14 protein-coding genes and 1 pseudogene are annotated in these 21,672 nt (G+C 64.5%); 7 read left to right on the plus strand and 8 right to left on the minus strand.

Features of this window, described 5'->3' with window-relative positions:
- Window positions 1-49: 49 nt before the first annotated feature.
- The 5 genes and pseudogenes from HV670_RS07710 to HV670_RS07730 form a co-directional block, all read right to left on the minus strand.
- Window positions 50-427 carry a hypothetical protein gene (locus tag HV670_RS07710; protein WP_175104167.1) on the minus strand — a complete coding sequence of 126 codons (378 nt, stop codon included), beginning with the start codon at window positions 425-427 and terminating at the stop codon, window positions 50-52.
- A 126-nt stretch (window positions 428-553) separates the two neighbouring features.
- The gene (locus HV670_RS07715; protein ID WP_175104168.1) at window positions 554-2,083 is read right to left on the minus strand and encodes a methyl-accepting chemotaxis protein; all 1,530 of its coding nucleotides are present in this window, start codon (window positions 2,081-2,083) and stop codon (window positions 554-556) included.
- A gap of 606 nt (window positions 2,084-2,689) precedes the next feature.
- Window positions 2,690-3,115 (minus strand): ExbD/TolR family protein, encoded by a 426-nt coding sequence (locus HV670_RS07720; protein ID WP_175104169.1) that lies wholly within the window; start codon window positions 3,113-3,115, stop codon window positions 2,690-2,692.
- A gap of 196 nt (window positions 3,116-3,311) precedes the next feature.
- Window positions 3,312-3,986, minus strand: a pseudogene (locus HV670_RS07725) (MotA/TolQ/ExbB proton channel family protein); the annotation flags it as partial.
- Window positions 3,987-4,031: 45 nt separating this feature from the next.
- On the minus strand, window positions 4,032-4,841 hold the full coding sequence (locus HV670_RS07730) for an energy transducer TonB (RefSeq protein ID WP_175104171.1): 810 nt from the start codon (window positions 4,839-4,841) through the stop codon (window positions 4,032-4,034).
- A gap of 423 nt (window positions 4,842-5,264) precedes the next feature.
- Here HV670_RS07730 and HV670_RS07735 point away from each other — a divergent pair, with 423 nt between their 5' ends.
- The 6 genes from HV670_RS07735 (at window position 5,265) to HV670_RS07760 (ending at window position 12,581) form a co-directional block, all read left to right on the plus strand.
- Window positions 5,265-6,317, plus strand: a complete 1,053-nt coding sequence (locus HV670_RS07735) for a sugar phosphate isomerase/epimerase family protein (protein ID WP_175104320.1) — start codon at window positions 5,265-5,267, stop codon at window positions 6,315-6,317.
- A 169-nt stretch (window positions 6,318-6,486) separates the two neighbouring features.
- Window positions 6,487-7,695 carry a Gfo/Idh/MocA family protein gene (locus HV670_RS07740; protein WP_175104172.1) on the plus strand — a complete coding sequence of 403 codons (1,209 nt, stop codon included), beginning with the start codon at window positions 6,487-6,489 and terminating at the stop codon, window positions 7,693-7,695.
- A 189-nt stretch (window positions 7,696-7,884) separates the two neighbouring features.
- On the plus strand, window positions 7,885-9,441 hold the full coding sequence (locus HV670_RS07745; RefSeq protein WP_175104173.1) for a sugar ABC transporter ATP-binding protein: 1,557 nt from the start codon (window positions 7,885-7,887) through the stop codon (window positions 9,439-9,441).
- Window positions 9,438-10,445 (plus strand): ABC transporter permease, encoded by a 1,008-nt coding sequence (locus HV670_RS07750; RefSeq protein WP_246257121.1) that lies wholly within the window; start codon window positions 9,438-9,440, stop codon window positions 10,443-10,445. The genes HV670_RS07745 and HV670_RS07750 overlap by 4 nt, the downstream gene beginning before the upstream one ends.
- A gap of 76 nt (window positions 10,446-10,521) precedes the next feature.
- Entirely contained in the window at window positions 10,522-11,487 is a 966-nt protein-coding gene (locus HV670_RS07755) for a substrate-binding domain-containing protein (protein WP_175104174.1), read from the plus strand.
- A gap of 263 nt (window positions 11,488-11,750) precedes the next feature.
- Entirely contained in the window at window positions 11,751-12,581 is an 831-nt protein-coding gene (locus HV670_RS07760; protein WP_175104175.1) for a hypothetical protein, read from the plus strand.
- Window positions 12,582-12,606: 25 nt separating this feature from the next.
- Here HV670_RS07760 and HV670_RS07765 read toward each other — a convergent pair whose 3' ends face one another.
- A complete protein-coding gene (locus tag HV670_RS07765; RefSeq protein WP_175104176.1) occupies window positions 12,607-13,509 on the minus strand; it encodes an aldo/keto reductase in 903 nt (300 codons plus the stop codon).
- 203 nt (window positions 13,510-13,712) lie between these two features.
- Here HV670_RS07765 and HV670_RS07770 point away from each other — a divergent pair, with 203 nt between their 5' ends.
- Window positions 13,713-14,990 carry a hypothetical protein gene (locus HV670_RS07770; protein WP_175104177.1) on the plus strand — a complete coding sequence of 426 codons (1,278 nt, stop codon included), beginning with the start codon at window positions 13,713-13,715 and terminating at the stop codon, window positions 14,988-14,990.
- A gap of 102 nt (window positions 14,991-15,092) precedes the next feature.
- Here HV670_RS07770 and HV670_RS07775 read toward each other — a convergent pair whose 3' ends face one another.
- Window positions 15,093-18,458 carry an efflux RND transporter permease subunit gene (locus tag HV670_RS07775; protein ID WP_175104178.1) on the minus strand — a complete coding sequence of 1,122 codons (3,366 nt, stop codon included), beginning with the start codon at window positions 18,456-18,458 and terminating at the stop codon, window positions 15,093-15,095.
- Window positions 18,459-18,548: 90 nt separating this feature from the next.
- Window positions 18,549-21,662 (minus strand): MdtB/MuxB family multidrug efflux RND transporter permease subunit, encoded by a 3,114-nt coding sequence (locus HV670_RS07780; protein WP_175104179.1) that lies wholly within the window; start codon window positions 21,660-21,662, stop codon window positions 18,549-18,551.
- Between the last annotated feature and the right edge of the window lie 10 nt (window positions 21,663-21,672).

Consider the following 21,672-nt stretch of genomic DNA (forward strand, 5'->3'; position numbering starts at 1 on the left):
AATTGCGCCGGGCCTGCGACACGCGCCGGCGGGCAATCCCCCGCAGGCTCTATTCCGCCTGCGCGGTGCCGAGCAGCCCCGCCTCACGGAGTTTGGCATCGCACTCGTTGAGCACGTCGATCGCGATCGCCGACTGATAGGAGGGGTCGAGCGCCTGCATGAGTTCATGCGAAATGAACAGTCCCGCCTCGCGCGAGACCGTCGCCGCGAGTTCGTGTGCAAACGCGGCGCTGAGTTCGGCGATCGATCGCTTCTCCTTGACCGTCAGCGCGATGCGTGTGCTCGTCTGCCAGACGCTCGCCAGTTGCACCGTCTGGACATCGGAGATCCAGACGCCATGTTCGTAGTAGGCCGAAAGCCGTTCTGCTGTCAGTGCGAACAGCAGGCGTGTACGGGGATGGTGTTCATCGGGTGGTAAGTGCGACATCGACGGCAGGCGGTGATCTGAGTGGTGGCGAGAGTATCACGCTGCAGGTCGTCGTCGCGTTCGGACACGAGTTACGCAGCCTGTCGCGCGCGCGGCAGGCTGCATTCAGTCTGTCGGGGTCTGCGTTCAGACTACGAACGCAGCCACTGCCTGCTTGAGGTCCTTCGCCTGTTCGCTGAGCGAATGGGCGTTGGCAGCCGCCTGCTCGACGAGTGCGGCGTTTTGCTGGGTGGCTTCGTCCATCTGGGTGACCGCGCGGTTGACCTGCTCGATGCCGTTCGATTGTTCGCTCGATGCGGCGGCGATCTCGGCGAGCAGGTTATCGACACGCTTGACCGAGGCGAGCACATCGGCCATGGTCTTGCCTGCTGACTGGGCCTGGTCGACGCCTGCCGTCACGCGGGTGACCGAACCGGTGATCAGGTCCTTGATCTCCTTGGCCGCGACCGACGAGCGCTGCGCGAGCGTGCGCACTTCGCCGGCGACGACCGCGAAGCCGCGGCCCTGTTCGCCCGCGCGCGCGGCCTCGACCGCGGCGTTCAAGGCCAGGATATTGGTCTGGAATGCGATGCCTTCGATCACGCCGATGATCTCGGAGATCTTGCCTGACGAAGACGCGATCTCGTTCATCGTGCCGACCATCGCTGTGACCGAATCGCTGCTGCGTTGCGCGACGCTCGAGGTCCCCATCGCGAGCTGGCTTGCCTGTCGTGCATTGTCCGCATTCTGGCGCACGGTGCTTGCGAGTTCTTCCATCGAAGACGCGGTTTCCTCGAGCGACGCCGCCTGTTGTTCGGTGCGTTGCGAGAGATCAGTATTGCCCGCGGCGATCTCGCCCGATGCGCCGTCGATCGTCGTCGAGGCGTTCTGAATCCGCGAGACGAGCGATGACAGGTTACCGATCGCGATGGCCAGCGCGCTCATGAGCTTGCCGACTTCATCATCCGAGTGCGCGCTCATGCGCGTGGTCAATTCGCCGCGCGCGAGCGCGCTTACCGCCTGCTCGGCCTCGAGAAGCGGCCGTGTGATCGAGCGCGAGATCCCTATCCCCAAGAACAGGCCGATGAGCACGGCGAGTGCGCTCACCCCCGAGATGATGCTGATCCCCATCGTATAGGCCGCCTTGGCGCTCGCGGCCGATTTGTTGTTGAGCGTGATCTGGAACGCGATCATGTCGTCGATCGCCTTGAAATAGCGGCGCTGGATCGGCAGGATGTCCTCCGTCAGCGCTGGCTTCGCCTGGTAGAGGCGGCCTTGTTCGATCAGCGGCGTGACCGCGTCGATCTTGGTGTCGTACTGGCGGCCGAGCGCAGCCATCTGGTCGAACAGACGGATACCTTCCGGTGACATGAGCGTTGCGCGGATCTGCTTGAGCCGGTTCGCGATCGCCGTGCGGGCCTTGCCGACAGCCGCCACGTCGATGTCGCCCGTGATCAGCGCATTGCGCATGTCAATCGCGACCGCGTTGATCTGATCTTGCGTTTGCTGGAGTTCGACGACCTTGACCACGCGGTCGTCGGTGATGATCGTGACGTCGTCGCGCAGGCGCGTCATCATGACGAACGCCGAGACTGACACGACGGCGAGCAGGGCGAGGCAAATGCCGAATCCGGCACCGAGACGGGTACCGACCTTGAGGTTCTTGAGGGATTTCATTTTAATATTTGGGCTCACGACACGGTAAAGGTCATGCCATGACTAACGGCCGCTGTAAGGGAAAATTTAGGGGCGACGCAAATGCCGAGTCGTTACTTTTCATATTCAGTATTTCCAAGAATTGTTCGATAGGGTCTCGCTCCGTCCGGACACCGCGTCAAGCTGAGCCACGTCCGGCAGTTCTTGTGCATCCATTGGGAATAGATCGCCGCATCCGGTGGCAATCCGCTCTTTTTTGGGAACACGCCCGGCCCTCAAGCCGTGCTCGAGATTAGAAGCAAGAGCAAGACTCGGACCAGAGCGGGGGAAGAGGTCGAAGAGGGGTGGCACACCGGCGAATGCCGTACATGGCGAATCGGCGCGTGAATGCCGAAGCGGTGCGCGACAGGATTGGGGACGCGGAAATATCGCTTATCGTTTCAAGCCTGAAACGATAAAACTCGCGCGTTTTCGGAGTTTATTCATATCCGGTGCGCGCTGATTTGGTCTATCGAAAATATTCAGGGCAGCAGCCAGGAGAATCTTCATCGGTCGCGCATGCGGGGCGATTTAATAACGCCCTACGACCTAGCTTGAAAGGCGAGCAAAACCGATCTGGCCGCGGGGCTATTGCGCCGCGCCGGCCGGCTGCGTGACGAAGCCGAGTTTCGACAGGCCGTTGGCCTGGGCTGCCGACATCACGTCGGCCACCGCTTCGTAGCGGACTGCGCGGTCCGCATAGAGATGAATCTCGGGCTGCGGCGTCTGCGTCGCGGCTGCCGCCATCGCGGCCTTGAGTTCGGCGGGGTTCATCTCCTTCTTGTTCCACCAGACACTGCCGTCCGCCTGCACACTCAGGTCGACGTGCTCGGGCTTGAGATCCTGAGGCTGGCTGACCGCCTGCGGTAGATTGACCTTGACCGCGTGGTTGAGCACGGGAATCGTCACGAGGAACACGATCAACAGCACCAGCATGACGTCGACGAGCGGCGTCATATTGATCTCGGTCATCAGTGCGTCGTCGTCGTCCGACGAAAAGCTTGAGGCTGCCATGATTGTCTGTCTCGTTTGCCGGAGCCTAATGAGTCGCGGATGTTGCGGATGTCGCCGACGTTCCAGACGTTCCGCTCGTGGCCTGCTTCGCCGCGGACACACCGCGCTTCGCGCCGTGCGCGCCCATGCCGCCTGCGCCGGCCGGCTTGCCGATGCCCAAGTTCAGCCCGAGATTCCCGCTGACGCCGAAGTTCTCGCTGCCGACATGGCCGCCCGTGACGAGCAGCGCGTGCAGGGCATGCGCAAAGCGATTGAGTCGCGTGACAAAACTCTTGTTGCCGCGCGTCAGCATGTTGTAGCCGAGCACGGCGGGGATCGCGACGAACAGGCCGAAAGCCGTCATGATCAGCGCCTCGCCGACCGGACCGGCAACCTTGTCGAGCGACGCTTGTCCGCTCGCGCCGATCGACAGCAGCGCGTGGTAGATGCCCCAGACCGTGCCGAACAGCCCGACGAACGGCGCGACGCTGCCGATCGAGCCGACCACCGCGAGGCCGCCTTGTAGTCGCGCGATCGTGTCGTCGATCGAATTCTTGAGCGCCCGCGTGACCCATTCGCTGATATCGTGGCGGTCGCGCAACTGCGGTGCGCTGGCCGCGTGATGTACCGCCGCGTCGTGGCCGCTCGAGGCCAGCGCTGCATACGGATTGTTCGGCACGCTGTCCAGCGCCTGCAGGCCGCTCGTGTAGTCGCTCGCATTCCAGAACTGCGCTTCGGTGCGCTGCGTGATCCGCTGCACGCGCCAGAGCTGGACCAGCTTCAGCACGATGACCGTCCACGAGATGATCGACATCGCGGCCAGCAGGATGCCAATGGCGTGCGTCACGATGTCACCCTCAGCCCAGACATGGGCGATTCCATACGATTGCATCGGTGCTCCAGATAGAAAATCAGTTGAATCGAAACAGGTTCAGTTTCAGTCCTGCAGATGGAAGGCGAACGGAAGCAGCGCGGTCGCGACGACCGGGGTGCCGTTCTCGACGTAAGGCTGGCAACTGCGCGCGCGCGCGGCCTGCAGCGCGGCGTCGTCGAGGCGCGGGAAGCCGCTGCTCGTGCGCAAGCTCGCGGAACGGACCACGCCCTGCGTGTCGACGGTGATCGCGATGACCGCCGTGCCGGTTTCGCCACGCCGTTTCGAAAGCATCGGATAGGCGGGTGCTTCGCCGTCGCAGGTGAGATGCGCCACGCTGAGCGGCGCGCCAGTACTTGCGTGACTCGGCGCCGTGCTTGGCGCGGCCGCGGCGTCGGGCTTGGCCTCGGCCGGCGCGGGCGCAGCCGGTGCAGCGGGTGGTGCGGCGACCGTCGTCGGCGCGGGAGCCTGAGTGGCGAGCACGGGGCTTGGCGGCACGACGGGCTGCGGGCGCGGCGTCACATGCTTGACGACGGGTTTGGGCGTGAACTTCGGTACGGGTTTCGGATCGGGGGGCGCCACCGGGACCCGGGCAGGCGGGGCGGGCGGCGCGATCAGCGCGATGGTCAGTTCGGGCACAGCCACCGGCGGTTGCGGCGGCCGGTCGACCAGCCTGAGCACGGCGATGCCGGCAACGATATGCAGCCCGACGACGAGCGCCGCCGGCACCGACCAGCGCTTCGCGAACTGCGCGCGCGTTTCGCGCGTGGCAATGTGCCTCAACACGGCGACGGCGGCCGGCGATGCAGTCCAGAGTGCGGTGGGCTGCGTTGCACCGGTTAATTCGAAACTCGGATGGCGAAACGTCAGATGCACGACATCGGTCCAGGCAGGCGTCCACCCACGCAGGGCACGCCGGACTGCGCGCTTCCTTTGTAAGGGACGATTAAGGAATGGACGAGAGCATGCCTCAACTCGGTATTGAATGCAAACAATTCTCATTTGATGATCAGGGTTTTCTACGTTCCGATCTCGGGTTGACCCTGTTGCGAAAATCACGTTGAGGCGCTGCGATTTTTCGCAGGCATCGATGCCCCGCGCGCGCGGCGGTAAGATTAGCCGCGGCGCGTGCAGGGCTTCGATGCTTGGCTGGCGGCGTCTCGACGGCCGGCGGGAGAGGATAGTTCTGAGCTCGGCGCTGCGTGTTTCTCAGGAAGCCCAGCATGTCGTTGCGCACCCACACTAATTGGAGACAGGCCCCGCCACCGGCGGGATCGTGTCGGAGGAGACGAAGTGGCATTGAAAACGATCAAGGGTCCGGCCATTTTCCTGGCTCAGTTCGCCGGCGACGAAGCACCGTTCAATTCGCTCGACGAGATCGGCAAATGGGCCGCGAGACTCGGCTACAAGGGCGTCCAGCTGCCGAGCTGGGACGGCCGGCTGTTCGACCTCAAGCAGGCGGCCGAGAGCCAGACCTACGCGGACGAAGTCAAGGGCAAGCTGGCCTCGCACGGTCTGGAGATCACGGAGCTGTCGACCCATCTGCAGGGCCAGCTTGTCGCGGTGCACCCCGCCTATGACGATGCCTTCGACGGGTTCGCGCCCGAGTCGGTCCGCAGGAATCCCGCGGCACGCCAGCAGTGGGCGGTCCAGCAGCTCAAGTATGCGGCGCAGGCCAGCCGGCGTCTCGGCCTGAGCGCGCACGCGAGCTTCTCGGGCGCGCTGGCCTGGCCGTACGTCTATCCGTGGCCGCAGCGTCCGGCGGGCCTGGTCGAGGCCGCGTTCGACGAACTCGCCAAACGCTGGAAGCCGATTCTCGATGTGTTCGATGAAGCGGGCGTCGACATCTGCTATGAGATCCACCCGGGCGAAGACCTCCACGACGGCGTGAGCTACGAGATGTTCCTCGAGCGCGTGGGCGACCATCCGCGCGCGCGGCTGCTCTACGATCCGAGCCATTTCGTGCTTCAGCAGCTCGACTATCTCGACTACGTCGATATCTATCACGAGCGCATCGGCATTTTTCACGTCAAGGATGCCGAGTTCCGGCCGACCGGCCGGCAGGGCGTCTACGGCGGTTATCAGGGCTGGGTCGATCGGGCCGGCCGGTTCCGCTCGCTCGGTGACGGCCAGGTCGATTTCCCCGCGCTGTTCTCGAAGTTCGCGCAATACGGCTTCGAGGGCTGGGCCGTGCTCGAGTGGGAGTGCGCACTCAAGCATCCGGAAGACGGCGCAGCCGAAGGCGCGCGCTTCATCGCCGACCATATCATCCGGGTAGCGGAACGCGCGTTTGACGATTTCGCGGCTTCGGGCGTCGACGACGCGGCGAACCGGCGCATGCTCGGAATCTGACTAAGCGGGGCGAATCCCGCATCGCGAGTGCGCGAAGCATGAGCGCGCGGATTTGTGTAACGGATTCGCGTACGCTTGCTCCTTGCGGCTCGCTGCGCGCTTACCCCTATTGGCGGCCGAGCGCGCGGGACGCTACAACATCAAACATCCCATCAGGGAAGGAGTGTTCATGGCAATTGAAGCAAGCGGCGCCGGTACGCGCGGCCGCAGGATCCGGCTTGGTATGGTCGGCGGCGGGGAGGGAGCATTCATTGGGGCGGTGCACCGGATCGCGGCCCGCCTCGACGACGAGTATGAACTGGTGGCCGGCGCGCTCTCGTCGACACCTGAGAAGGCCAAGGCTTCGGGGCTCGCGCTCGGGCTCGATCCCGAGCGCACCTATGCCGACTTCGCGGCCATGGCCAAGGCAGAGAGCCAGCGTGAGGACGGCATCGAGGCGGTCGCGATCGTGACCCCGAACCACGTGCACGCGGCGGCTGCCGAAGCATTCCTGAAAGCGGGTATCCATGTGATCTGCGACAAGCCGCTGACCACGACACTCGCGGATGCGAAGAAGCTCAAGAAGCTCGTGGAATCGAGCGGGCTCGTGTTCGGTGTCACGCACAACTACACGGGCTATCCGATGGTGCGCCATGCGCGCGAGCTGATCCGGCGCGGCCAGCTCGGCGATATCCGTGTCGTGCAGGTTCAGTACGCGCAGGACTGGCTCACCGAATCGCTCGAGGCTTCGGGCCAGAAGCAGGCTGAGTGGCGTGTCGATCCGAAACGCTCGGGTGCCGGCGGCTGCATCGGCGACATCGGTACGCATGCATTCAATCTTGCCGATTTCATCACCGGCCTCGAGGTCGAGTCGCTGCTCGCGGACCTCAGCGCCTTCGTGCCGGGCCGCAAGCTCGACGACAACACGCAGATCCTGCTGCGCTACAAGAGCGGCGCGCGCGGCATGCTCTGGGCGAGCCAGGTTGCGCCGGGCAATGAGAACAATCTGTCGATTCGCGTGTACGGCAGCAAGGCCGGCATCGAGTGGCGCCAGGAAGAGCCGAACCACCTGTTGTATACGCCGTTCGGCCAGCCGCCCCAGATCATCGGGCGGGGCGCCGGCGCGGCGCTGCCGCCGGCCGCGCGCGTTTCGCGGGTACCGGCGGGTCATCCGGAAGGGTATCTCGAAGGATTCGCGAATATCTACACCGAGATCGCCCGCGCGATTCGTGCGCACCGCGGTGACGATTCGGGTGGGAAGCGTGGCAAGGGCAAGAAGGCGCCCCGGCTCGACCCCGCCGTGACCTTCCCGACGGTCGACGACGGCCTGAAGGGTGTCGCGTTTATCGAGGCGGCGGTCAAGTCGTCCGGCAAGGGTGGCACCTGGGTGAAGCTGTAGCAGCTTGAAAGCTGCCCGCGCGGCCGGCTCGCGCGCGGGCAGAGGTTTGGTTGTGTTTGCGCAAGCCGGCCCAATGGCACGGAGTAGCCGTAGGAGTAGCGAAACCCACCGCACTGAGTAGCACAACTGAAAGCGACGTCAAGGACGGTTCCCAACCGTCGACGAGCCTCGCACGCGAGCGGAGACACGATGGGCGACCTTGATTCCCCGGTGGCGATTTCCCCGGCCGCGACGGCCGAGGCGCTGTTTCGCGCCGAGGGCATTGCCAAGTCGTTCGGACCCGTGACGGTGCTGCGGGATATCGACCTCGCAGTCCGCGCTGGCGAAGTCCATGCGGTGCTCGGCGAAAACGGCGCCGGCAAGTCGACGCTGATGCGCATCCTCTCGGGCCATTACCAACCCGATGCCGGCGCGATCTGGCTCGACGGCAAGCCGATCGTGTTTCGCACGCCCGTCGAGGCCGAGCAGCATGGCGTCGTGCTGATTCATCAGGAAATCCTGCTCGCCGAAAGCCTGACCGTTGCGCAAAGCTTGTTTCTGGGCCGCGAGATGCGGCGCGGTCCTTTTGTCGACGATCGCCGGATGCGCGGTATCACCGCCGCGCAGCTCGATGAACTTGGCTGCCGCGCGTCGCCGGATGCACGCGTGCGCGACCTGCCGATTGCCGACCGCGCACTGGTCCAGATCGCGCGCGCCTTGCTCGAGCCGCACCGCGTCGTGATCTTCGACGAACCGACGGCGGTGTTCACGCCGCACGAGGCACAGGCTCTGTTCGCGATCATCGCGAAGCTCAAGCGCGCGGGCACGGCCGTGCTCTATATCTCGCACCGTCTCAACGAAATCGAACAGATCGCGGATGTCGTCACGGTGCTGCGCGACGGCCGCCACGTCGCGACGCGACCGGCTGCGGGCCTCAGCCAGCTCGACATGGCGAGGCTCATGGTCGGCCGCGACATGTCGACACTCTATCCGCCCAAGCCACCACTGCCGGCGGCGCAGGCGCCCCATGTGCTCGAGGTCTCCGACATCGTCGTGCCGGGGCATGTCGAGCAGGCCTCGTTCACGCTGCGCCAGGGCGAGGTGCTCGGTTTCGCCGGCCTGATCGGAGCCGGCCGCACCGAATTGTTCGAAGGGCTGCTTGCGCTGCGCCCCTCGCGGGTCGGCGAACTCAAGATCGCTGGCAAACGCTGCCACTTCTCCGACGCGCGCGATGCATTCGATGCGGGTCTCGCCTATCTGACCGAAGACCGCAAGGGCAAGGGCCTGATGCTGAACCAGCAGCTCGTGCCGAACTTGACCCTGGCGGCGCTCGACGACTTTTGCAGCGGGCCGCTGATCGATCGCGCCAAGGAACAGCAGGGCTTTACCGAGTCACAAGGCCGCTTCGATATCCGCGCGGGACGGCGCGACTTGCTTGCGCGCCAGCTGTCGGGTGGCAACCAGCAAAAACTGATGCTCGCGAAGATGTTGCTGCTCTCGCCGTCGATCGTCGTGATCGACGAGCCGACGCGCGGCATCGACATCGGCACCAAGAGCCAGATCTACGCCTTTATTGCCGGGATCGCCGCGAGCGGCAAGGCGTGCATCGTCATTTCATCGGAAATGCAGGAACTGATCGGGCTGTGCCACCGGATCCTCGTGATGCGGGCCGGCCGGATCGTGGGCGAAGTCTCGGGAGACGACATGACAGAGGATCGAATCGTGGTGTATGCAACGGGAGCCGCGCAGGACGAGGCGGTGCAATGATGGGCGCGCCCGCAACGGCTACGACGACCGTACGGCGGCGCTGGCGTCCCGATCTCGCGTCACTGGCACCGCTGATCGCGCTGCTGCTGCTGCTGGTGGTCGGCACGCTCGTGAATCCGAATTTCATGAGCGTCGACAACCTGCTCAATGTCGTCACACGATGCGCATTCATTGCGCTGGTCGCGATCGGCGCGACCTTCGTGATCGGCGCGGGCGGGCTCGACCTGTCGGTTGGCTCGATGACGGCGTTCGTCGCTGGCGTGATGATCATGACGATGAACGCGGGCAGCGGCGAGCCGGCTATCGGCACGCTCGCACTGCCGATGCTGGTGGCAGTTGCGCTCGCAGCGGGGTGCGGCCTCGCCAACGGGCTGATCACGACCTTCGGCCGCATCGAGCCGTTTATCGTCACGCTCGGTACGATGGGCGTGTTTCGCGCGCTGATCACCTATCTCGGCGACGGCGGGACGATCTCGATCAACACGCAGGCGCTCCGCGACTTCTATCGGCCCGTGTATTTCGGCAATGTGCTCGGTGTGCCGGTTCCGGTGCTCGTGTTCGTGATCGTTGCGCTGATCGCCTCCTTGCTGATGTACCGCACACCTTTCGGCCGCCATGTGACCGCGATCGGTTCGAGCGAGGACGTCGCGCGGTATTCGGGCGTCTCGATCTGGCGCGTGCGGACCCTGACCTATGTGATCCAGGGGCTGTGCGTCGGCATCGCGACCATCATCTACGTGCCGCGGCTGGGCTCCGCGACGCCGACCACGGGCCTGCTCTGGGAACTCCAGGCGATCACTGCCGTGGTGATCGGCGGCACGGCGCTGCGCGGTGGTTCGGCGCGGATCTGGGGCACCGTGCTCGGCGCGATCATCCTCGAGGTGATCGGCAACATCATGGTGCTCTCGACCCATATCAGCGAGTACCTGATCGGCGCGGTGCAGGGGATCATCATCATCGTCGCGATGCTCGCGCAGCGCGCGCTGCACCGCAGGCAGACATGAACACGAATCTGGCCGCCGGGGGTCCGCGGTTGCGGGACTGGAGGGGACCCCATACACAACTCATTGCGAGGGGACTATGAAGAATCGATACAGCAAGGCGATCGCAGGTGCAGCACTGAGCGTGGGCGTCGGGCTCGCACTCGGCTTCGGTCCGGCCGCGGCGGCCAACGCGCAGACGATGGCCGTCTCAATCCCGGCGGCCGACCACGGCTGGACCGGCGGCGTCGTCTACTTTACCAACCGCGAGGCTGACGCCCTGCGCAAGGCCTATCCGAACCTCAAGATCATCGTCAAGACCTCGCCGTCGGGCGCGGACCAGGCGAGCGCGATCGAGGACATGACCTCGACCCAGAAGATCGACGCACTGGTCGTGCTGCCGCAGAATTCCGACGAACTGACTTCGACACTCGCGAACGTCAAGAAGAAGGGCGTCTTCATCACGGTGGTCGACCGGGGCCTGAAGGACACGTCGATCCAGGATCTCTACGTGGCCGGCAACAACCCCGAACTCGGCCGCGTGGCGGGCGAGTACTTCAAGAAGAACTTGCCGTCGGGCGACATCGTCGTGCTGCGCGGCATCGCGACGGTGATCGACGACCAGCGCGTGAAAGCGTTCCAGGAGGCGATCAAGGGTACGAAGATCAAAATCATCGACATGCAGTACGCGAACTGGAACCGCGACGACGGCTTCAAGGTGATGCAGGATTTCTTGTCCAAGCACAAGAAGATCGACGCGGTCTGGTGCCAGGACGACGACATCGCGGTCGGCGTGCTCGAGGCGATCAAGCAGGCGAATCGCACCGACATCAAGTTCGTGGTTGGCGGCGCGGGCATGAAGGACATGATCAAGCGCGTCGCCGACGGCGACAAGATGATCCCGGTCGACGTGCTCTATCCGCCCGGCATGGTCGCCACGGCGATGAACATCACCGCGTCGAATCTCACCGGCAAACTGCCGGTGCGCGGTACCTACATTCTCAGTGCACCGCTCGTGACGAAGGACAACGCGAAAGAGTATTACTTCCCGGATTCGCCATTCTGACGGTGTGCCGGCTGGAGCTTGGCTGACCCTGGAGGGCGCCCTCGCGTGAACAGCACCCCAAAAGTTGGACATATATCCAACGTTTGGGGTGTTTTGCATGGCGGGCGCGTTTTTTTGGGGGGGGGCGAAGGATTTCGTTTGAGCCGCTTTGTGCATGCGCGATCGGCCCCGTACGCCTAGAGTTAGCTGCACGTTGCCGTCCACACCGGCAAATGCCGACGGGCATTCGCATGGGGTCGCAGGTGGCGCCACCGGGAACAATCATGCTAATCGACAGAATCCATCTGTTCTTCAGAACGCGCCTCGATGCGAATGACTTGGCGCGCCGAGCATCGCTCGAATCTCCTGTCACACTGCTGGGTGTCAGGAACGTGTCGGAGCACGAGGCGTTTGGCGTTGGCCGAGCATCATCGACGACAATACGCAGGAGTTGCTGGCCGGTTCCTACAAACTTCCGCGAACCGCTCGGTGAGGCCGCGGGTGTGCAGCAATTGAGGCACGCCTCGAGCGAGAGCGCACTGTCTCCCGCCTCACCCGACGACCGGTACGAACCCGTCTATGAGGCCATGGGTGAGCCGGGGGGGAATATCGCCCCGAATGTGAATGGGGCGGACGCCGCGGCACCGACCCTGCAGCGCATGCTTGTTCTGTCCGCGGTCGATATGGCGCTGCCCACGCCGCTTGATATGAATCTCAGGCGGCTGAATCTGATCCGCGATCATTACCGCGCGGTCGTCACCGGCGAGCTCAGGTTGGCGGACGCCTCGTTCACGAATACGGTCATGCGGCCGTTCGTGACGTGGATGCAGGCCCTCACAAGTCTCGACGAAGAACAGTATGGCCGTTGCGGGCAATGCGCAAAGAACCTGCTGTTGGCTGTCGTGTCGACTGAATTCGACGGGAGCGTCACCGTCACGCGCCTCGGTTCGATTGACCACGTTGTCTCACTTCTCGACGAACGCGCGACAGCGGCCTATTTTCTCGATGAGATCGAGCCGCTGCTCCGGGACTTCCATCGGGTAGTCGCAAACACGGGAGGCGGCTCCGTGGCACTGGAGTCGACGACCGAGCCCCTGAGCGCTCCCGCAAGGTGAACCGTGAGGTTGCGGTTCGTGCGCCTCAGGGGACTTCGTGGCCGAGGCAGGCCTCATAGATCGCGAACCATTGTTGTGTGGTCAGCTTCAGGCCGGTCGCCGCGATCGCCTCGTCGAGCACGCCAAGTCGCTGCGAGCCCGTGAGCACGACGGGCTTGCTCGGCAATCTGAAGATCCACGCATACACCACCGTCGCGGCGCTGACGCCGAGCGTGCCGGCAAGCGTGTCGACGGCTGCGCGTACGCGCGTGGCCGTCTCACAGTCGGGCCCGAACAGGCGGCCGCCGCCAAGCGCCGACCAGATCATCGGCGAGGTGCCGAGCGACTGCAATTGATCGAAGGTGCCGTCGGTCAGCGGGTCTAGCCGCAGCGGCGAGAACTCGACCTGGTTGGTTACGAGCCGCACGCTGGTCGAGAGTGCCTGATATTGCCAGGGGGTGAAGTTCGATACGCCGAAATGCAGCACCTTGCCTTCGCGTCGCAGCCGCTGGAAGGCTTCGGCGACCTCGTCCAGATCGAGCAGGGGATCGGGCCGGTGAATCAGCAGCATGTCGAGCCGGTCAGTGCGCAATGATTGCAGCGACTGTTCGACCGAGGCGACGATGTGCTGGGTACTCGTGTCGTAGTGCTTGAGTGTGTGCGAGGGACGGTTTGGGCCTGGCAGTGCGATGCCGCATTTGCCGACCAGTTCGATCTGCTGGCGCACCGAAGGCTTGAGCGCGATGGCCTCGCCGAACAGAGCCTCGACGGTGTAGCCACCATAGATGTCCGCATGATCGAAGCTTGTCACGCCGCGTTCGATCGAACGTTCGATGTAATCGAGACGCTGCGCGGGGTTCATCTGCCATTCACCGAGCCGCCACATGCCGGCAGTGACGCAGGACAGGATCGGGCCCTGCGGGGCGATTTCAATGCGGGGGCAATGCATCAAGGGGGCTCCAGTGTGGGTGAGGCAGCCCAAGCTCGCGCGACGCCGTGCGCGGGGAGGGTAATGGATTCTACGAGATTCGGCTGCTTCAGTGTCATCATGAGTGGAAATTGAAAGCGGGATTGGCGTACAGCGGCGATAGTTGGCGTCGCCGCCTCGCCTGTGATGAGCCGAAGGCGTTCAATTGAACAGGAGCCACTTGAATGTCTCGCCTCGATCTCCTAAGAATGACGGATTTGTACCGTTCCAACAATGTCGTGCTGCTCAACAAGTACAACGTGCTGCGCGGGGTCGGCGCGTTCGCGGCGTTGCTGCATCCTCAGCAGGCCGACCGGGCGCTCCGCAAATTGGTCCAGGTCTCGCAAGCGGTCAGTCGCGCCGCGCCGCTGCGAGCGACGAGCGTGCCGGGATCGTCGATCTGGGGCGGTCGTGTGGCCGTCGGCAAATGGGACGCGACGATCAGTCGGCTGAAGACGGTGCTCAAGGAGGACTCTTACGCGCGACATTTTTTCCGCGAGTATCTCAAGCAGGACAATGTGCAATTTCCGTACGTGGAAGCCAGACTGGCAAGGGGGTCCGCTTTCTATCTGCTACCCTCGCCTGGGAGGACCGGCCGCGAGTCTGGCCGTGCCGACTGCGAGGCTAGCCGTGCCGACTGCGAAGCTAGCCGTGCCGACCGCGATGCCAGCTGTGCCGACTGCAATGCCAGCCGTGCCGACTGCGAGGCTGCCCTTGAGACTTCTCCCCTGGAGTCTTCACTCGACTCGCACAGGATGATGGCGAGTCGCGAAGAACTGATGGCACTGGTGCGGAAATGCGTGACTTGGGAACTCGAAAAGCATTTCGCAAGCCTGACTGTCAGAGAGTCGCGGGTGTCTCTCGCCAGCTCGACGCCCTCGATTGAGGACATCGACCGACGCGCTACAAGGGACGTGTCGATGCAAATTCTTCCCCGCCTTGCATCGACACCGCTCCCGACCAGGAGGCACGCTTTAGTCGCACCGCCGGAGATTTCCGACGACGGGCCGCTATTACCCCCTCCGGAGGATTTTGCCGACGCGTCCTCGATGCAATCTGCGCGCACTTCAATCGCGTCCGGCGACATACCGTCCCCGATCGAGGCCCTAGGTATATTCCGCATTCCCAGGCCAGTGTTCACCTATTGCCTTCCCGTCTTCTGGGCCCCCCCCACCGACAGCGCTTTAGCCACACCTCCGGAGATTTCCGACGACGGGCCGCTATTACCAACCCCGGAGGATTTTGCCGACGCGCCCTCGATTCAACATGTGCGCACTTCACTCGCGCCCCGCGACATACGGCGGGCGGCTTCAGAGCCTGCGATCAACTTCGCCGGGCAAGTCGTGGAAGCACCGAAACTCGTTCAGCCTCGACCCCTGATAACCCTGCAACCGACGCAAGCCGCTCCATTGATGATCGCCGAACTCAAGGCCGTACTGGCAAGACGGGGCAGGGTGGAATAAGGCGCGGCTTCGTAGCTGGCGCCCTTCAAGATCCCCGACTGCGAGGGGAGGGCTTTGAAGGGCGGAGCGGCGAGTGTTGCCGCCGGACCTGCCGGCCGCGTGTCAGGTGCGCCGCAGGTTGCGGCTCTCGCGCCGCCGCGCGGCCCAGCTGCGTGCGCGGTCGAGATACAGATAGACGACCGGCGTCGTGTAGAGCGTGAGCGCCTGGCTCACGATCAGGCCGCCGACGATCGAGATCCCGAGCGGCTCGCGCAACTCGGATCCCGCACCGTGGCCGAAGGCGAGCGGCAAGGCGCCCAGCAACGCGGCACACGTCGTCATCATGATCGGCCTGAAGCGCAGCATGCACGCCTCGAAGATTGCGTCGCGCGAGTTCATGCCGCGGCGCGAGGCGTCGATGGCGAAGTCGATCATCATGATCGCGTTCTTCTTGACGATCCCGATCAGCAGGAATACGCCGATCAACGCGATGATGCTGAACTCGATCTTGAACACGAGCAGCGCGAGCAGGGCGCCGACGCCTGCCGACGGCAGCGTCGAGAGAATCGTGATCGGATGGATGTAGCTTTCGTACAGCATGCCGAGCACGATATAGATGGCCGCGAGCGCAGCGAGGATCAGCACCGGTTGGTCCTGCAGGGATTGTTGGAACGCCTGTGCGGCGCCGCTGAAGCGGCCGTTGATCGTCGCCGGTACGCCGATCTCGTTCATCGTGTCGTCGATGGCCTGAGTCGCGTCGGACAAGGATTTTCCCGGCGGCAGGTTGAACGAGATCGTCGTCGCGACAAACTGGCCCTGGTGGCTCACCGATAACGGGGTATTGCCGGGCCCATAGCTCGCGAATGCGGAGAGCGGCACCATCGTTTCCCGCGCCGTGCTGACCGGCGAACCGCTCGAGCTGCTCGACTTGCCGCTCGTTGCGATGGAGTTGATTGCCGCATTGCGCGCGGAATCGGCCGCGATCGAGGCCGCCGAGTTTGCCGAATTCGCTGCGGAGCCTGCCGCCCCGGCCGTCACGGAACCGGTGCCGCCCGACGACGAGGGCGGTCGCGTGACCGTACCCGCCGGGGCATTGGTGGTCTGGCTGCCCGTCGCATTGCCGCCCGACGTGCTCACATAGATGTCCTTGAGCGTTTCGGGACTCTGCCAGTACTGGGGCGCGACTTCCATCACGACGTGGTACTGGTTGAGCGGATTGTAGATGGTCGACACCTGCCGCTGACCAAATGCGTCGTAGAGCGTATTGTCGATCTGGCTCGGCGTGATGTTGTAGCGCGCGGCGGTCGCGCGATCAATATTCAGCTGGATGTCGAGGCCTTTCTGCTGCTGGTCGGAGTTGACGTCGACCAGCACGGGATTCTTCTGCAGGGCAAGCACCAGCTTGTTCGACCACTCATAGAGTTCGGTGCTCGAGTCGCCGAGCAGCGTGAACTGGTACTGTGCACTGCTCTGGCGGCCGCCGATCCGGATGTCCTGGACGGGGACCAGGAAGGTCTGGCCGCCGGCGACACGCGCGAGCTTCGGCCGCAGGCGCGCGTTGATCTGGTCCGCCGAGAGCTTGCGCTCGCTGAGCGGCTTGAGCGTGATGAACATGAAGCCCGCGTTGGTCGCGCGCCCGCCGGTGAAGCCGACCACGCTCTCGACCGCAGGGTCCGACGTGACGATCTTGGTCAGCTCGCTGAACTTGACCTTCATCGCCTGGAACGAAATGCTCTGGTCCGCCTGGATGCCGCCGACCATGTTGCCGGTATCCTGCTGTGGGAAAAAGCCCTTTGGCACGATGATATAGAGGTAGACATTGAGCACGATGGTCGCGAGCAGGATCAGCATGACCAGCAGCGGAACGCGCAGTGCGAGCTCGAGCGTGCGCCGGTAGCCGTTCTGGAGCCGGTCGAAGCCCGCCTCGAAGGCGCGCGACAGCCGGCCCGGCGGTTTTTCGTTGAAGTGCCCGTCGTGATTGTCCGCATCGGGCTCGACGCCCTTCTTGAGCGGCACGCGCAAGAGCAGCGCGCACATCATCGGCGTGGTCGTCAGAGAGACCAGCAGCGATACCCCGATCGCGAGCGACAGCGTCATCGCGAACTCACGGAACAAGCGCCCGACGATGCCGCCCATCAGCAGGATCGGCAGGAACACGGCCACCAGCGACAGCGACATCGAGACGACCGTGAACCCGACTTCCTTCGCGCCGAGCAAGGCGGCCTTCATGCGCGACATGCCGTTTTCCATATGGCGCGAGATGTTCTCGAGCACGACGATGGCATCGTCGACGACAAAGCCGGTCGCGATCGTCAGTGCCATCAGCGAGAGGTTGTCGATGCTGTAGTCGAGCAGGTACATCGCGCCGAAGGTGCCGACGATCGAGATCGGCACGGCGACGCTCGGAATCAGCGTCGCGCGCACGCTGCGCAGGAAGGCGAACACCGTCAGGATCACGAGTGCGATCGCGACGATCAGCGTGATCCCGGTGTCGCGCAGCGACGCGCGAATCGTGATCGACCGGTCGGCCGTGGGCGTGATGTCGACGTCGGCCGGCATCGATTGCTTGAGCTGCGGCAGCATGCCCTTGACCCGGTCGATCGTCTCGATGATGTTGGCACCCGGCTGCCGGTACAGAATCACGAGCACGGCCGGCTCGCTGTTGAACAGGCCGAGGTTGCGCAGGTCTTCGACGGAGTCGACGACTTCGCCGACGTCGGTCAGGTGGACGGCCGCATTGTTGCGGTAGCCGACCACGAGATCGCGATACTGGCTCGCCTGACGTGCCTGGTCGTTCGTGTAGATTTGAAAATGACTGGTGCCATCTTCGAACGAACCCTTCGGCGCGTTCGCATTGGCCGAGGCAAGCGCCGCTCGCACGTCCTCGAGGCCGATCCCGTAGTGGAACAGCGCATGGGGCAGCAGCTCGACGCGCACCGCGGGGTTCGCCGAGCCGCTCACGTCGACTTCGCCGACGCCGGCGACCTGCGACAGCGATTGTTGCAGGACCGTCGCGGCCGAATCGTAGAGCTGGCCGCGGGTCCGCGTCTTTGAAGTCAGCGCGAGCACCATGATCGGCGCATCCGCGGGGTTGACCTTGTGGTACGTCGGGTTCGAACGAAGCGCGGTCGGCAGGTCGGCGCGCGCCGCATTGATCGCGGCCTGTACATCGCGCGCCGCGCCGTCGATATCGCGGTCGAGCCCGAACTGCAACGTGATCCGCGACGTGCCGAGCGAGCTTATCGAGGTCATCTCGGCGACGTCCGCAATCGAGCCGAGGTGGCGTTCGAGAGGGCTCGCCACACTGGTCGCAACCGTCTCCGGACTCGCGCCCGGCAGGCTCGCCTGGACCGAGATGGTCGGGAAGTCGACCTGGGGCAGCGGCGAGACCGGCAGCTTGACGAAGGCAAAGGCGCCAGCCAGCGCGATACCGATCGACAGCAGGGTGGTCGCGACCGGGCGGCTGATGAACAGCTTCGAGATATTCATCGGCGTGGCCTTGCCAGGCCGGCCGGCACGCGTGCCGGTTCCCTCTTGCGCATCGCCTCCGGCATCGCGTTCATGGCCATCGCGCGCGCCTCAAGCATCGGCGTCCGCCGAGCGCGGGCCGCCGCCAAAGCGGGCCCGCAGGCGGCGGCCCAGGCTGTCGAAGCCCAGATAGATCACCGGTGTCGTGAACAGCGTCAGCAGCTGGCTCACGATCAGGCCGCCCGCGATCGCGATCCCGAGCGGATGCCGGAGCTCCGAACCCGCGCCCCAGCCGAGCATCAGCGGCAGCGCGCCGAGCAGCGCCGCGAGCGTCGTCATCAGGATCGGCCGGAAGCGCAGCAGACTGGCCTGGTAGATCGCCTCGCGCGGCGACTTGCCCTGGTCGCGCTCGGCCTCGAGCGCGAAGTCGATCATCATGATCGCGTTCTTCTTGACGATGCCGATCAGCAGCACGATCCCGATGATCGCGATCACGTCGAGATCCTTGCCGGCGATCATCAGCGCGAGCAGGGCACCGACACCCGCCGAAGGCAGCGTCGAGAGAATCGTGATCGGATGGATGAAGCTCTCGTACAGCACGCCGAGCACGATATACATCGTGACGATGGCCGCGAGGATCAGGAACAGTTCATTGGACAGTGACGACTGGAACGCGAGCGCGGCCCCCTGGAAGCGCGTCGCGAACGAGGCCGGCAGGCCGATCTCGCGCTCCGCCTGCTGGATCGCCTCGACCGCCGCGCCAAGCGAAGCGCCCGGTGCAAGGTTGAACGAGATGGTCGAGGCGGGGAACTGGCCGAGGTGGCTCACGACGAGCGGCGCGGTCTGCTCGGTGAAGGTCGCCATCGCCGACAGCGGCACTTGGCCCGTGGTCGAGAGTGACGAAGGCAGGTAGAGGTCGCCGAGCGAGGCGATCGTGTGCTGGAGCTTGGGGTCGGCTTCCATGATCACGCGGTACTGGTTCGTCTGCGTGAAGATCGTCGAGATGATCCGCTGACCGAACGCGTCGTAGAGCGCGCTGTCGACGGTCGCTGGCGTGATGCCGAAACGCGCGGCTGTTTGCCGATCGATGTTGACGAACACCGAGCGGCCGCTCTGCTGGAGATCGCTCGCGACGTCGGCGAGCTCGGGCACCCGCTTGAGCCGGTCAACGAGTTTCGGCACCCAGGTGTTGAAGTCGGCCGCGTTCGCATCCTCGAGGATGAACTGATACTGCGTCGCGCTGACCGTCGAGTCGATCGTCAGGTCCTGCACCGGCTGCATGTAGAGCGTGATGCCGGGGACCTGGCTCGTGCGCTGCTGGATGCGCCGGATGATGTCGCTCGCGTTGGCCTCGCGTTCATCGAACGGTTTCAGGTTGATCAGGAAGCGGCCGCTGTTGAGCGTGACGTTCGCACCGTCGACGCCGATGAACGACGAGAGGCTTTCGACGTCGGGGTCCTTGAGAATCTCGGCGGCGAGGGCCTGCTGGCGGTCGGCCATGGCCTTGTACGAAGTCGACTGCGTGGCCTGCGAGATGCCCTGGATCACACCCGTGTCCTGTACCGGGAAAAAGCCCTTCGGAATCAGTACGTAGAGCAGGGCGGTCACGACCACGGTGAGCAGCGCGACGAACAGGGTCAGCCGCTGGTGATCGAGCACGACCGTGAGCGCGCGGCCATACATCGCGATCACGTTCTCGAAGAAGGCGCGCGTGCGCGACTCGAAGCTGCGTTGGTCGCGATGCGGGTTGCGGCGCAACAGCAGCGCGCACATCATGGGCACGAGCGTCAGCGACACCACCGCGGAGATCACGATCGTCACCGCCAGTGTGATCGCAAACTCATGGAACAGCCGGCCGACCACATCGCCCATGAAGAGCAGCGGAATCAGCACCGCGATCAGCGAGACCGTGAGCGAGATGATGGTGAAGCCGATCTGCTTGGAGCCCTTGAGCGCCGCTTCGAGCGGGGGATCCCCTGCCTCGACGTAGCGCTCGATGTTCTCGATCATCACGATCGCATCGTCGACGACGAAGCCGGTCGAGATGGTCAGCGCCATCAGTGAGAGATTGTCGAGCGAGAAGCCGCACAGATACATGACACCGAGCGTGCCGACCAGCGAGAGCGGGACCGACAGGCTCGGAATGATCGTTGCGTAGGCGTTCGACAGGAACACGAAGATCACGAGCACGACGAGCGCGATCGACATGCAGAGCTCGAACGCGACGTCGCGCACCGAGGCGCGGATCGTCGTCGTCCGGTCGGTCAGCACCGTGACCTCGAGTGCCGCGGGCAGTGTCTGGCGCAGCTGCGGCAGGAGCTTCTGGATCGAGTCGACCGTCGCGATCACGTTCGCGCCCGGCTGCCGCTGCACATTCAGGATCACGGCGGGCGTACCGTTCATCCAGGCGCCAAGACGTTCGTTTTCGGCCCCGGCGGCGATCGTCGCGACATCCGTGAGCATCACCGGCCGGCCGTTCCTGTAGGCGATCACCGCGCTCTGGTACTCGGCCGCGCTCATGAGCTGGTCGTTCGCGTTGATCGCATAGGCCCGGCTCGGGCCATCGAAATTGCCCTTCGGCGTATTGACGTTGAGGTTGGCGATCGAGGTGCGCAAATCGTCGAGATTCAGGCCGTAGGCGGCGAGCGCGCGCGGATTGGCCTGGATCCGCACGGCCGGTCGCTGGCCGCCGCTGATGCTGACGAGACCCACACCCGACACCTGCGAGATCTTCTGTGCGAGGCGCGTCTCGGCCAGGTCCTCGACCTGCGTGAGCGGCATGGTCCGCGAGGTCAGCGCGAGCGTGAGCACGGGTGCATCAGCCGGATTGACCTTCGCGTAGATCGGCGGCGCCGGCAGGTCGGCCGGCAGCAGATTGCCCGCCGCGTTGATCGCGGCCTGCACTTCCTGCTCGGCGATGTCCAGCGGCAGGTCGAGCGCGAACTGGAGCGTGATCACCGATGCGCCGGCCGAACTCGTCGACGACATCTGGTTCAGGCTCGGCATTTCGCCGAACTGGCGCTCGAGCGGCGCGGTCACCGACGAGGTCATGACGTCGGGGCTCGCGCCCGGATAGAACGTCTGCACCTGGATGGTCGGATAGTCGACTTCGGGCAGGGCGGAGAGCGGCAGAAAGCGCAGCGCGACAAGGCCGACGAGCATGATCGCGGCCATCAGCAGCGCCGTGCCGACCGGGCGCAGGATGAACAGGCGAGAGGGGTTCATGCGCGACTCG

The organism is Pararobbsia alpina (assembly GCF_902859895.1).
In the GTDB taxonomy this organism is placed as follows: Bacteria; Pseudomonadota; Gammaproteobacteria; order Burkholderiales; family Burkholderiaceae; genus Pararobbsia; species Pararobbsia alpina.